This is a genomic window from Bradyrhizobium sp. LTSP849, from assembly GCF_000938255.1.
Classification (GTDB): Bacteria; Pseudomonadota; Alphaproteobacteria; order Rhizobiales; family Xanthobacteraceae; genus Bradyrhizobium.
This window is the reverse complement of record NZ_JYMR01000001.1, coordinates 139,205-152,705: the sequence shown is the minus strand read 5'-3', so window position 1 is coordinate 152,705 and position 13,501 is coordinate 139,205. Positions and strand designations below refer to the sequence as shown.

Here is a 13,501-nt window from a genome sequence, read left to right as displayed (position 1 = left end):
ATACGCGGATGGGCGCCCGCAACCTTGATTCGTCGGCCTTCCGGGGCCCAAGGCGTGGGCCGCCGGATGTTGACAGATAGGGGCTTGGCAACGGAACAGAACTGCCACGCGACCGGACAGTTCCTCCGGCCATTGTGGCTTCATCACCAATCACTTGGCGGAGGCTATGCCGCCGCTAATGATCAGGTGTCTGAAAAATAGCTCTGCAGGGTACGAACCTCAAGGTCCCCACCCAGATAGGCGCGGATGCCCTGCGCGGCCGCCACGGCCCCGGAAAGAGTGGTGTAATACGGCACTTTATGCAAGAGGGCCGCGCGCCGCAGCGAGCGGCTGTCGGCGAGCGCTTGCGGGCCTTCGGTGGTGTTGAAGACGAGCTGGACGTCGCCATTGGTGATGGCGTCGACGATGTGCGGCCGCCCCTCCAGCACCTTGTTCACCTTCTCGGTCGGGATGCCCTCATCGGTCAGGAAGCGCGCCGTGCCCGATGTCGCCAGCACCTTGAAGCCGAGCGAGTGCAGCTCGCGAACGGCGTCGGCGATGCGCGTCTTGTCGCTCTCGCGCACCGAGACGAACACCGTGCCCTTGCGCGGCACCCGCGTGCCGCCGCCGAGCTGGCTCTTGGCAAAGGCCACCGCGAAGGAGCGGTCGATGCCCATGACCTCGCCGGTCGAGCGCATCTCGGGACCGAGCACCGTGTCGACGCCGGGGAAGCGAGCGAACGGAAACACCGATTCCTTCACGCCGACATGCTTGAAGTTGGCCTTCTTCAGTTTGAAGTCGGCAAGCTTCTCGCCGGCCATGATTCGCGCGGCAATTTTCGCGACCGGCGTGCCGACCACCTTGGCGACGAACGGCACCGTGCGCGAGGCGCGCGGATTGACTTCGAGCACGTAGATGTCGCCGTCCTTGATCGCGTACTGCACGTTCATCAGGCCGACGACGTCGAGGCCGAGCGCCAGCTCACGCGTCTGCCGCTCCAGCTCCTCGATCATCTTGGCATCGAGCGAGTGCGGCGGCAGCGAGCAGGCGCTATCGCCGGAATGGATGCCGGCTTCCTCGATGTGCTCCATGATGCCGACGATGAAGGTGTCCTTGCCGTCGCAGAGGCAGTCGACGTCGATCTCGGTGGCGTCGGAGAGGTAGCGATCGAACAGCAGCGGGTTCTTGCCGAGCACGGTGTTGATCTGCCCGGTCTTGTCGTTCGGGTAGCGCGCCTTGACATCGGCCGGCACCAGCTCCGGCAGGGTGCCGAGCAGGTAATCGCCGAGCTGGTTCTCCTCGCGGATGATCTGCATCGCGCGGCCACCGAGCACATAGGACGGGCGCACCACCAGCGGCAGGCCGAGATCGGTCGCGACCAAGCGGGCCTGCTCGACCGAATAGGCGATGCCGTTCTTGGGCTGCTTGAGACGAAGCTTGTCGAGCACGCGCTTGAAGCGGTCGCGGTCTTCAGCAAGATCGATCGCGTCGGGCGAGGTGCCGAGGATCGGCACTTCAGCGGCTTCCAGCGCACGCGCCAGTTTCAGCGGAGTCTGACCGCCGAACTGCACGATCACGCCGTGCAGCGTGCCGTTGGTGCGCTCCTTCGCGATGATCTCCAGCACGTCCTCGGCGGTGAGCGGCTCGAAATAGAGCCGGTCCGCGGTGTCGTAGTCGGTCGACACCGTTTCCGGGTTGCAATTGACCATGATGGATTCGTAGCCGGCATCATGCAGCGCGAAGCAGGCGTGACAGCAGCAATAGTCGAACTCGATGCCCTGGCCGATGCGGTTCGGCCCGCCGCCGAGGATGATGACCTTCTTCTTGTCGGACGGCGCGCTTTCGTCGGCAGGCGTGCCCGCGAACGGAGCCTCATAGGTCGAATACATGTAGGCGGTGGGAGAGGCGAATTCGGCCGCGCAGGTGTCAATGCGCTTGTAGACGGGACGGACGCCGAGCGCGTGACGCTTCGCGGTCACCTCGGCCTCCGTCGTCGCCACCAGCACCGCAAGCCGCGCGTCCGAGAAGCCCATGGTCTTGAGCGAGCGCATGGCGAAGGCGTTGCCGGGCAGGCCGTTCTTCCGGACCTTCTCTTCCATGTCGACGATGCCGCGCATCTCGCTAAGGAACCACGGATCGATCTTGCACGAGTTGAAGATCTCGTCATTCGACCAGCCAAGCCGCATCGCCTGCGCGACCTGGAGCAACCGGTCCGGCGTCGGCGTGCCGAGCGCCGCGCGGATCGCGTTCTTGTCGTCGTCGCGGCCGAGGCCTTCGATCTCGATCTCGTCGAGACCGGTGAGGCCGGTCTCGAGCCCGCGCAACGCCTTCTGAAGGCTTTCCTGGAAGGTGCGGCCGATCGCCATTACTTCGCCGACAGACTTCATCGACGTCGTCAGCGTGCGCGAGGCGCCCGGAAATTTCTCGAAGGCGAAACGCGGTACCTTGGTGACGACGTAGTCGATCGTGGGCTCGAACGAGGCCGGCGTCGCGCCGCCGGTGATGTCGTTGGCGATTTCGTCCAGGGTATAGCCGACCGCGAGCTTGGCCGCCACCTTGGCGATCGGGAAGCCGGTGGCCTTGGAGGCCAGCGCAGACGAACGCGACACGCGCGGATTCATCTCGATCACGACCATGCGGCCGTCTTCAGGATTGACACCGAATTGCACGTTGGAGCCGCCGGTCTCCACGCCGATCTCGCGCAGCACCGCCAGCGAGGCGTCGCGCATGATCTGGTATTCCTTGTCGGTCAGCGTCAGCGCCGGCGCCACCGTGATGGAATCGCCGGTGTGCACGCCCATCGGATCGAGGTTCTCGATCGAGCAGACGATGATGCAATTGTCCTTCTTGTCGCGCACGACCTCCATCTCGAACTCTTTCCAGCCGAGCACGGATTCTTCGATCAGCACTTCGTTGGTGGGAGACGCGTCGAGGCCGCGCTCGATGATGTCGAGGAACTCTTCCTTGTTGTAGGCGATGCCGCCGCCGGTGCCGCCCATCGTGAAGGACGGGCGGATGATCGCGGGCAGGCCGATCTCGGAGAGCGCCATCAGCGCCTGGCCGAGCGCATATTCCTGGTAGCGCTTGCGCCGGTCGCTTTCGCCGAGCGTCCATTGCCGCTCGAGTTCCTCGAGCGCGGCACCCGTCAGCTTCGCGCGCTCGGCCTGGTACTTGTCGCGGAAGGATTTCTTCAGGGAGGAGGCGTTGGCGAGCCGCGACTTCGGCGTCTCAAGCCCGATCTTGGTCATGGCCTCGCGGAAAAGCTGGCGGTCCTCGGCCTTGTCGATCGCATCTGCCGTGGCGCCGATCATCTCGACGTCGAACTTCTCCAGCGTGCCCTGCCGGCGCAGCGACAGCGCGCAGTTCAGCGCGGTCTGTCCGCCCATGGTCGGCAGCAGCGCGAAGCCGCCGGGAATGACATGACGTTCCTTCTCGATGATTTTGGCGACGATCTCGGGCGTGATCGGCTCGATATAGGTCGCATCGGCCAATTCCGGGTCGGTCATGATGGTGGCCGGGTTGGAATTGACGAGGACGATGCGATAGCCCTCTTCCTTCAGCGTCTTCACCGCCTGCGTGCCCGAATAGTCGAACTCGCAGGCCTGGCCGATCACGATGGGACCGGCGCCGATGATCAGGATGGTGGTGATGTCTGTGCGTTTGGGCATCAACTCTCGCCGAAGTGGAATTTGGGCACAAAAAAAGGGCGCGCTACCGCGCGTCCCCTTGAGCCGAGAGCGCGGTGGTGTCCCTCGCGCGCGGGTGGGTCTTAGACCAGTTTCCGGGGCGGCGAAACCCCGAAAAATGCCAATCAACCGGCAATTTTGACGGGTTTTGGCCGCACCTGCCAGCCACGGGCGAGGTGCACCAGAAGGGCTGCCGAAACGCTCAATCCACCGACCCAGCCGAGATCGGCCGGGCTCCATGCCGCAAGCACGGCACCGCCCAGGGCGCCCCCGATCGCAAAGCCGAGATACATGGCTGAGGCGTTGAGCGAGAGCGCGACCATCGAGGCCTTCGGGTCGATCCGAATGATGCTGGCGACTTGGGCCGGATAGAACGCCCAGCCCGAAATGCCCTGGAGGAAGATCGGGCCCAGGATCGCATAATGCGCCTGGTCAGGGAGGAATTTCAGCACCAGCGAATGCAGGAAAAGCGCGCTCGCCATGCCAGTCAGGCCGAGTGCCCCCGTGGCGATGGTGCCCAACCGGTCGGCCAACAGGCCGCCGAGCATGTTCCCGATCGCGGCGGCCGCGCCGAAGACCAGGAGCGCGAGGCTGATGTGCGAGGCGTCGAAGCCGAGACCGCGCAGCGGGACGGCAAAATAGGTGAACATGGTGAAGCCGCCGAGCGCCCATAATATCGTGATGACAAGCACGATCAGGACATTGCTGTGACGCGCCACGGCCAGCCGCTCGGCGAGCGAGGCTGTGCTTTTGGGCAGACCTCGCGGGAGCCCAAAAAGCAGGCCCGCCAGCGCGATTGCGCCGAGCAGTGCGACCATGGCGAATGTCGCGCGCCAGCCGAACAGGCTGCCGATCCAATTGCCGAGGGGAACACCGATAACGGTTGCGATGGTGAGGCCGGAGGTGACCAGCGCCACGGCGCGGCCGCGCCGTTCAGGGGAGGCGACGGCCACGGAGACACCGAGCGCTGTCGGCATGCACAGGCCAGCGCCAAGTGCCATCAGCATCCGCGATGCCAGCAGCAGTGCGAACCCGGACGCGACCACCGCCAGCAGATTGCCGGCGATGAAGGTCGACAAAGCCAGCGTCAGCACGGTGCGGCGGTCGATATTGTTGAGGGTCACCGCGAGGATCGGCGACCCCACGGCGTAGGTGAGCGCGTAGACGCTGACCAACTGCCCGGCAGCCGGCACCGAAATCTGCAGATCCGCCGCGATCGTCGGCAACAGCCCTGCAATGACAAAGGCTTCCGTCCCGATCGCAAACGCCGCCACCGCCAGCCAGAACACGCTCATGATCAGCCATTCCTATGTTCAATGTTTATTGAACTATCGAGTAACGGGGCTTCCAATGTCAATCAGTTCAAGAACTATTGAACATATGGGCTGTGTTGCTATAACTGCACCATGAGCCGCACGCCGCATCATCCCACCCGCGAGCAGATCGAGCTGCCGATGGTCCTGGATTGCCTGAGCGATCCGACCCGGTTGGCGATCGTGTACCAGCTCGCCCAGCAGGAACGTGTCAGCAGCGAGCTCCGCTGCGGCGACTTCAACGCGCTCAGCGGCAAGTCGAACCTCGCCTACCACTTCGCCAAGTTGCGCGAATGCGGCTTGATGCAGACGCGCATCGTCGGCACCAGCCGCCTGATGCGGCTCCGCCGCGAGGATCTGGAGGCGCGCTTCCCGGGCCTGCTCGATGCCGTGATCAAATCCGCGGCCAAGGACGCCGATAGGCTTCAGCTTATGTCGGAATGTGACGTGGTCGAGGTGGACTAGGGCCTGCCGAGCCGAGCCCGGCTTCGCCCTTCGGGCTTCGCCGCGGCAGCCTTCGCCACGATAGGGCCTGCCGAGCCGAAGCGGCGTCAGCCGCGAAGGCTGGAGACCCGGCCTGGATTTGAACCAGGATAAAGAGCGATGCACTGCTCTCGCGTGGACGCTTTCCGCCACCGGGCCGCAGAGATCATTGCCGATCGAGGTGCGACAAGCCACCTCAGCCAATTGTTAAGCTTAACGGACGAGCGGCGGCCTTGCGATGAAGGTCATGCGCCAGCGGTTGTGGCCGATATTGGTGTTGGCGCGTTGCGCCGCGAAGCCTGCCGCCTTGAGCTTGGCGGCGATCTCGTCCTCGCTGTAGCGCTGGAGCCCGATGCGCGAGCGCAGATGACGGTAATCTGACAGCGCGGTGCTGACCAGCCCGACCAGCGCGTCCTTGAGGAAGCCGTGACGCAGGCCGAAGCTGAGCAGCGCCGTCACATCGCGGCCCATTCCGACATGGGGTTGGAGGATATCGCCGAGCACCAGCTTGCCGGACGGCTTCAGGATGCGCCGGATGTTGAGCAGCGCGCCATCGAGTTCGGTCGATGTCATGTATTGCGCGACCGAATTCATCACGACGAGGTCGATGGATTGCTCCTGCATTTTCCGCACGTCGTCGAGCGAGCGGACGCGGATCTTTGTATTGGGGGCAAACCGCGAGATCAGCCGGCCGCGGACGCCCGGCGCCGGCTCAGCCAGGATCAGCTTGCCGCAGGCCGCCGCCACCTGGCTCGCCGACAGCGCCTCGCCGCAGGCATAGTCCAGCACGGTCGCCTCGGGCGAGGTGATGTAGCCGATGATGTCCCGCGCGATGATCTGAAAGTGCAAATCGCGATGCAGCTTGCTGACATAGATCGTGTGCGTCGAGTCGTAATAATCGATCCAATCGTCCATGGTATCCGAGGGCCCCGGCCAAACGGTTCCGGCAAAGGAACCGGCGCTGCCCGCCTGCGTTAGGGGTGCGACGGCGCGCCGTCAATGTCCGCGTCCTAACAGGAAGGTTTCCCGTGAGCAAAGCCCCCAGCAAGGTCTCGCCCGACCTCGATACGCCCACCGATCTGTCGCCCCAGGCGGTCAACAAGGTTTCGGAGGCGCTCAACGTGCTTCTGGCCGACTCGTTCGCGCTGTATCTGAAGACCAAGAATTTCCACTGGCACATCAGCGGCCGGCATTTCCGCGACTATCATCTGCTGCTCGACGAGCAGTCGGACCAGATTTTCGCCACCACCGACCAGCTTGCCGAGCGCGTCCGCAAGATCGGCGGCACCACGCTGAAGTCGATCGGCGAGGTCGCCAAGCTCCAGACCATCAAGGACAACAACGAGGACTACGTCCCGCCGCGCGAAATGCTGCGCGAGCTGATGCAGGACAACAAGCATGTCGCGGCTGCGATGCGGAAGGCCCACGAGGTCTGCGACGACGCCGGCGACGTCGCCAGCGCCAGCATCCTCGAAAACTTCATCGACGACACCGAGCGCCGCACCTGGTTCCTGTTCGAAGCCACCCGCCAGGAAGGCGGCAACGAGGCGTAAGGGCCGATGGCACGCTGCGTAGGGTGGGCAAAGGCGCGCTCTTCGCGCGCCGTGCCCACCATTTGGCTGTCGTCAATCGCGGATGAATGGTGGGCACGCTTCCGCCTTCGCTCTTCGAGCTACGGCGGACAAGTCGCTTTGCCCACCCTACGGCACTCGCGCTTTAAGGCCGCCACAACCGCATCAGCGCGCCATCCTTGCCCGTCACCGGATCGGCCGGCGGCAACGCGACCTTCGGAATCGTCTTCAGCGCCTTGGCATGATTCTCCGGCGTTGCCCGCGTGATCTCCATCTTCGATCCCGGCGGATAGGCGCCGATCACGCAGAAATCATCGCTCGCCTTGATGCATTGGTGGCCGGTGCCGGCCGGCAGGATCGCGATGTCGCCTGCCTTGATATCGAGCTCCTGGCCATGATCGCCGCCAAAGCGGACGCGGGCGTGGCCGCGCGCGACGCCGAGCACCTCATGCACCGTCGCGTGGTAATGCAGATAGTTGTAGACGCCGTTGCGCCACATCCCGCCCCAGCCGTTCGCGCCGAACAGTTGCTCGATGGTCTCTTCCGGATGCTTCGGATCGAGCTTCACCGCACCTTGGTAAACGAGGAACGGAATGACGTTGTTCGGCACGAGCCCATCGTCCTCGAACACGATGGCGAGCGGCTCGGCTTTGTCGCGAACGACGGACATGATGGGCTCCTGCGTGAGCGTAGCAGGGGATCAACGAAAGGCGTGAGACGACGTTCCCTAAACGAAGAAGCCCGGGAACGAAGCCCGGGCCTTATGTGAAACCAGTTGCGAGAGAGCGCGGCTTACGCGCTCTTCTTCTGCCGCATCAGATCCGCGAAGCGCTGGAACAGATAGTGCGAGTCGCGCGGGCCGGGCGATGCCTCGGGGTGGTACTGCACCGAGAACACCGGCCTGCCGTCGAGCTGGATGCCGCAATTGGAGCCGTCGAACAGCGAGATGTGGGTCTGGGTTGCGCCCTTCGGCAGCGTGTTCTCGTCCACGGCAAAGCCGTGGTTCATGGAGGTGATCTCGACCTTGCCGGTGGTCTCGTCCTTCACGGGATGGTTGGCGCCGTGATGGCCCTGATGCATCTTCTTCGTCTTCGCGCCGACGGCGAGGCCGAGCATCTGGTGGCCGAGGCAGATGCCGAAGGTTGGCGTGCCCGACTTGATCACGTCCTTGATCACCGGCACCGCATATTTGCCGGTCGCGGCGGGATCGCCCGGTCCGTTGGACAGGAACACGCCGTCCGGCTTCATCGCCAGGATGTCTTCGGACGAGGTCGTCGCCGGCACCACCGTCACCTTGCAGCCGACGCCGGCGAGCAGGCGCAAAATGTTGCGCTTGATGCCGTAGTCAATGGCGACGACGTTGAACTCCGTCTTGTCCTGCCGGCCAAAGCCCTTCTCCCAGAGCCACGGCGTCTCGTCCCAGGTGAAGCGCTGGCCGGAGGTGACCATCGGCACGAGGTCCATGCCCTCGAGGCCCGGCCATTCGCGCGCCTCTTCCTTGAGGCCGTGCAGGTCGAACTCGCCGTCTTTGGCGTGCACGATCACCGCGTTGGGCATGCCCTTGCTGCGGATCAACGAGGTCAGCGCCCTTGTGTCGATGCCGGAGAGGCCGATGATGCCGCGCGCCTTCAGCCACGCGTCGAGATGCTTGGTGGCGCGGTAGTTCGAGGGATCGGTGATCGCGGTGCGCAGGATCACGCCGCGCGCACCGGGCGTCGCGGCCATGTTCACCGTCTCGATGTCTTCCTCGTTGGTACCGACGTTACCGATATGCGGGAAGGTGAAGGTGATCAGCTGCCCGGCATAGGAGGGATCGGTGAGGATCTCCTCATAGCCGGTCATGGCGGTGTTGAAGCAGACTTCACCGACGGCATGGCCTTCGGCGCCGAGACCAAAGCCTTCGAGCACCGTGCCATCGGCGAGCACGAGGAGCGCGGTCGGTTTGTGGTCCGGCCAGGCGGTATCGTTGTCATGTTGTGTCATGAGCCCGGTTCATAGTCCCGGCAGGCGCCGCCGTCAAAGCGGGAAAGGCCGGATTCACATGCGTTTTTGCATATTTGACAGGTGTCCTCAGGCACTTAAGCTGGAACAGGTAATTTTTGCGCAGTTTCGGCGGCCGGATCGGAAACAATGAACCGCAGCGCGACGGGGCCGGTATGGCCTCTTTGCCGCAAACGGCTTAGATCAGGCGCAATGGATTGAGAGGATCACGATCATGTTGCGCGACGACATCAACAATGCAGTCAAGGAGGCCATGAAGGCCAGGGAGGAGCGCAAGCTCTCCACGCTGCGCATGGTCAACTCGACCATCAAGAACGCCGACATCGAGGCGCGCGGCAACGGCAAGCCGCCGCTGTCGGACGCCGACCTGCTGGCCGTGCTCCAGAAGATGATCAAGCAGCGCCAGGAATCGGTCGAGCTCTACGACAAGGGCGGCCGCGCTGAGCTCGCCGCCCAGGAGCGCGAGGAGATCGCGGTGATCTCGGCGTACCTGCCGAAGCAAATGTCGGATGACGATGTGAAGAAGGCGATCTCGGAGATCATCGCCGAGACCGGCGCGGGCGGCATGAAGGACATGGGGAAGGTGATCGCTGCGCTGAAGGCGAAGTACGCCGGGCAGATGGACTTTGGCAAGGCCAGCGGATTGGTGAAGGCGGCGCTGACGGGTTAGCGTCTTCCCCTAGGGGAGGATGGGCATCTTTGATACCGCGCCTATTCGGTCTACTCTCTTCGACAAGAAAAATCGGGAGGCAACGATGACCGGCGCCATAAAACCGTTCCGTATCGCCATCGGCGACGACATCCTCACCGATCTCAAATCGCGTCTTGCCCGCACGCGCTGGCCGGAGGCGGAGCTGGTCGATGACTGGAGCCAGGGCGCGCCGCTGACATGGATCCAGGAGATCTGCGGCTACTGGGCTGATGGCTACGACTGGCGGGCGCGCGAGGCCAAACTCAATCGCTTCGAGCAGTTCACCACCGAGATCGACGGGCTCGACATCCACTTCCTGCACGTGCGGTCGAAAGAACCGTCCGCACTGCCGCTGATCATCACCCATGGCTGGCCCGGCTCGATCGTCGAATTCCAGAAGGTGATCGCACCGCTGGTCGATCCCGCCGCGCATGGCGGCGATCCCGCGGATGCCTTCCACGTGATCTGCCCCTCATTGCCGGGCTTCGGCTTCTCCGCCAAACCCACGACCACCGGCTGGGGCGTCGACCGCATCGCCGCGACCTGGTCGAAGCTGATGGACCGGCTCGGCTATATCAGGTACGGCGCGCAAGGCGGTGACTGGGGCTCGGCGGTGACGACCTCGCTCGGCATGCAAGACGGCGAGCATTGCGCCGGCATCCACATCACGCTCGCCTTCAACGCAGCGCCGAAGGTCGAGGGCGAGCCGACGCCGGAAGAAAAGCGCGCGCTCGCCGGCCTCAAGCACTATGTCGATCTCGATTCCGGCTATTCGAAGCAGCAATCGACGCGGCCGCAGACGCTCGGCTACGCGTTGACGGATTCGCCGAGCGGGCAGGCGGCCTGGATTCTGGAAAAGTTCTGGGCCTGGACCGATTGCGACGGCCATCCCGAAAATATCTTCAACAAGGACGAGCTGCTCGACAATGTCATGCTCTATTGGGTGACGGAGACGGCGACTTCCTCGGCACGGCTCTATTGGGAGAGCTTCGGCAAGCGCCGGACGACGCCGCTCGTGAAGGTGCCGACCGGCGTCGCCGTGTTCCCCAAGGAGATCATCACGCCGGTGCGGCGCTGGATGGAGCCGAACTTCCCCAACATCACGCATTGGAGCGAGATGGAGAAGGGCGGGCATTTCGCCGCATTCGAGCAGCCGGAGCTGTATGTCGGCGAGGTCCGCAAGTTCTTTGCGACCGTGCGGTGAGCCAAGCCATGTTGACCGAAGCCGCAACCTACGACGAACTCTATCGCAACTTCCGCTGGGACGTCCCGGCGCGCTTCAACATGGCGGAAGCGTGCTGCGACCGCCACGCCGACGGCACCGACCGCCTCGCGCTGGTCTATGTCGACGAGAACGGCGCCATCACGCGCACCTCGTTCGACGAGGTCGCGGAGATGTCGCGGCGCTTTGCCAATGTGCTGAAGGCCGATGGACTCGCGCGCGGCGATCGTGTCGCCGTGTTCCTGTCGCAGTCCCTGGAATTGCCGATCGCGCATCTCGCCGTGTTTCGTTCCGGAATGATCTCGGTCCCGCTGTTCGCACTGTTCGGCGAGGACGCGCTGGAATTCCGCCTGTCGAATTCACAAGCCAGGGCGATCATCACCGATGAGGCCGGCTGGGAGAAGCTCACAAAGGTCCGCGACCGGTTGCCCTACCTGCAAGACATCTACGTCACGAGCGGCGCCGTTCACGCCGGCGCAAAACCGTTCTGGTCGGCGATCGAAACCGCCTCGGAAGACTTCGCAAGCGTCGACACCTCGGCCGACGATCCCGCGCTGATCATCTACACCTCGGGCACGACCGGCAATCCGAAGGGCGCGCTGCACGCGCATCGCGTCGTGCTCGGTCATCTGCCCAATGTCGAGATGTGCCACAACTTCCTGCCGCGGCCCGGCGACCTCATGTGGACGCCGGCGGATTGGGCCTGGATCGGCGGTCTCGTCAACGGTCTGTTCGCTTTCTGGTACCACGGCATCCCCCTGGTCGGTCATCGCGCGCGAAAATTCGAGCCGCAGGCGGCGATGCAGATGATGGCCGATCTCGGCGTCCGCAACGTCTTCCTGCCGCCGACTGCACTGAAGCTGATGCGGCAGGCCGGCGTGAAGCATTCCGGCGTCAAGCTGCGCAGCATCTTTACCGGCGGTGAATCGCTCGGCGGCGAATTGTTGGGCTGGGTGCGCGAGACCTTCGGCATCGATGCGCACGAGGTGTTCGGCCAGACCGAGTGCAATCTGGTGATCGGCAGCAACTCCAACCTGTTTCCGATCCGCCCGGGCTCGATGGGCAAGGCGACGCCGGGTTTTGACGTTCGCATCGTCAACGACAAGGGCGAGGAGCTGCCCACGGGCCAGCGCGGCATCATCGGCGTGCGGCAGCCCTGTCCCGTCACCATGATCGAATACTGGCGCAATCCGGAAGCGACGGCGAAGAAATATGCCGGCGAGTTCTTGCTCACCGGTGATCTCGGCGTGCAGGACGAGGACGGCTATTTCTGGTACGTCAGCCGCGAGGACGACGTCATCACCACCGCCGGCTACCGCGTGTCGGCCCATCCGAGATCGAGCATACCCTTATGAAGCATCCGTCGGTGGCGATGGCCGCGGTGGTCGGTATCCCCGATCCGATCCGCACCGAGTCGATCAAGGCCTGGATCGTGCTGCGCCCCGGCTTTACCGGCAGCGACGCACTCGCGCGGGAGATCCAGGAGTTTGTGAAGGTGCAGCTCGCCGCCCACGAGTATCCACGCTTCGTCGAGTTTGCCGAGACTCTGCCGATGACGGCGACGGGGAAGGTGTTGCGGCGCGAGCTGCGGGCGCTAGGGTAGCTTCTCTTCGCCAGATTCGACGCGGTCAGCTCATGCAAAAAATTGCCACTCACGCCGCGGGGCATCACCGCGCCTCGCTCAAGAAGCTGCATGATTTGGATGCGGCGCTGGAGCTCATGTATTACGGCTGGCGCGGGATGACGCTGGAGGCCGATGCGTATCTTGCGAAGCAAGGCCTGTCGCGGCCGCACCATCGCATCCTTTACGTGGTGGCGCGCCGGCCCGATATCGCGATCGGTTCGCTGATCGAGATCCTCGGCATTTCCAAGCAGGCGTTGAACAGGCCGCTCAACCTGCTGCTGGAGCGCAAGCTCCTGACGTCGAAGCGGTCGCCCGAGCAGCATCGCTCCAAACTGTTGCGTCTGACGGACGCCGGGCGACGCATCGAGCAAAAGGCATCGGATCACGAGCGCAAGGTCCTGCGCGAGGCGTTTGATCGCGTCGGGACGCCCGGTGCGGCGGCATGGATGGCCGTCATGGAGACGATCGCCGACAACAACTGACGAATCCTCAAGTCAACATAGTTGACATGAGACGAGAGCTTTGCCACCCTCCGGGCAACGAACCGGGGAGGGCCGCGTCATGGGCGCAGAGAAAATGAATCGCGCTGCCGCTGAATGCTTTGTCGCGGCATGGTGCGCGAATTGGTGCAGGGTCGATATCGAAGCGGTCGTGGCGCATCTTGCCGACAATGCGGAGATGCGCAGCCCTCTCGCGCTGAAGCTGACCGATTCCCCCATCGTCACGGGCGCCGAAAACATCCGTGCCTATTGGCAGAGAGCCTATGGTCACGTCGAGAGTGCCGACCTGAAGATCCTGAACTGGAGCTGGGACGACACGATCGCGCGACTGACGGTGTGGTGGCAACTGGACGATACACGCGCCAGCGAGTTCATGGATTTCGACGATGCCGGCCGCGTGGTGCGCAGCGAGGCCTTTTACGGAAAATAGC

At 63.9% G+C, this 13,501-nt stretch carries 11 protein-coding genes and 1 pseudogene; 7 read left to right on the top strand and 5 right to left on the bottom strand.

The genetic code is table 11. From position 1 onward, the window contains the following. Positions 1–182 precede the first annotated feature (182 nt). Positions 183–3,647, bottom strand: a complete 3,465-nt coding sequence (carB, locus tag UB31_RS00735; protein ID WP_045003636.1) for a carbamoyl-phosphate synthase large subunit — start codon at positions 3,645–3,647, stop codon at positions 183–185. Positions 3,648–3,790: 143 nt separating this feature from the next. Continuing rightward, on the bottom strand, positions 3,791–4,960 hold the full coding sequence (locus UB31_RS00730; RefSeq protein ID WP_045003635.1) for an MFS transporter: 1,170 nt from the start codon (positions 4,958–4,960) through the stop codon (positions 3,791–3,793). A gap of 111 nt (positions 4,961–5,071) precedes the next feature. Between UB31_RS00730 and UB31_RS00725 the strand changes: the two genes are divergently transcribed. Continuing rightward, a complete protein-coding gene (locus UB31_RS00725) occupies positions 5,072–5,443 on the top strand; it encodes an ArsR/SmtB family transcription factor (protein WP_045009443.1) in 372 nt (123 codons plus the stop codon). Positions 5,444–5,674: 231 nt separating this feature from the next. On the opposite strand, the gene UB31_RS00720 is transcribed toward UB31_RS00725, so the two are convergent. Further along, complete coding sequence (locus UB31_RS00720; protein WP_045003633.1) at positions 5,675–6,376, bottom strand: class I SAM-dependent methyltransferase; 702 nt, start codon at positions 6,374–6,376, stop codon at positions 5,675–5,677. A 113-nt stretch (positions 6,377–6,489) separates the two neighbouring features. Here UB31_RS00720 and UB31_RS00715 point away from each other — a divergent pair, with 113 nt between their 5' ends. Further along, positions 6,490–7,014, top strand: coding sequence for a Dps family protein (locus tag UB31_RS00715; protein WP_045009442.1), 525 nt, complete (start codon positions 6,490–6,492; stop codon positions 7,012–7,014). A 163-nt stretch (positions 7,015–7,177) separates the two neighbouring features. On the opposite strand, the gene UB31_RS00710 is transcribed toward UB31_RS00715, so the two are convergent. After that, the gene (locus tag UB31_RS00710) at positions 7,178–7,702 is read right to left on the bottom strand and encodes a cupin domain-containing protein (RefSeq protein WP_045009441.1); all 525 of its coding nucleotides are present in this window, start codon (positions 7,700–7,702) and stop codon (positions 7,178–7,180) included. 122 nt (positions 7,703–7,824) lie between these two features. Continuing rightward, positions 7,825–9,015 (bottom strand): glutamine-hydrolyzing carbamoyl-phosphate synthase small subunit, encoded by a 1,191-nt coding sequence (carA, locus tag UB31_RS00705; protein ID WP_045003627.1) that lies wholly within the window; start codon positions 9,013–9,015, stop codon positions 7,825–7,827. A gap of 232 nt (positions 9,016–9,247) precedes the next feature. On the opposite strand from carA, the gene UB31_RS00700 reads away from it, so the two are divergent. The 5 genes and pseudogenes from UB31_RS00700 (at position 9,248) to UB31_RS00680 (ending at position 13,500) form a co-directional block, all read left to right on the top strand. Beyond that, a complete protein-coding gene (locus tag UB31_RS00700; protein ID WP_045003626.1) occupies positions 9,248–9,703 on the top strand; it encodes a GatB/YqeY domain-containing protein in 456 nt (151 codons plus the stop codon). Between the two features lie 85 nt (positions 9,704–9,788). Then, positions 9,789–10,928 (top strand): epoxide hydrolase family protein, encoded by a 1,140-nt coding sequence (locus UB31_RS00695; protein WP_045009440.1) that lies wholly within the window; start codon positions 9,789–9,791, stop codon positions 10,926–10,928. Positions 10,929–10,936: 8 nt separating this feature from the next. Further along, positions 10,937–12,549: pseudogene (locus UB31_RS00690) on the top strand (acyl-CoA synthetase). Between the two features lie 32 nt (positions 12,550–12,581). Further along, positions 12,582–13,052 carry a MarR family winged helix-turn-helix transcriptional regulator gene (locus tag UB31_RS00685; RefSeq protein ID WP_045009439.1) on the top strand — a complete coding sequence of 157 codons (471 nt, stop codon included), beginning with the start codon at positions 12,582–12,584 and terminating at the stop codon, positions 13,050–13,052. Positions 13,053–13,131: 79 nt separating this feature from the next. Further along, complete coding sequence (locus UB31_RS00680) at positions 13,132–13,500, top strand: nuclear transport factor 2 family protein (protein ID WP_045009438.1); 369 nt, start codon at positions 13,132–13,134, stop codon at positions 13,498–13,500. The last annotated feature ends 1 nt before the right edge of the window (position 13,501 follow it).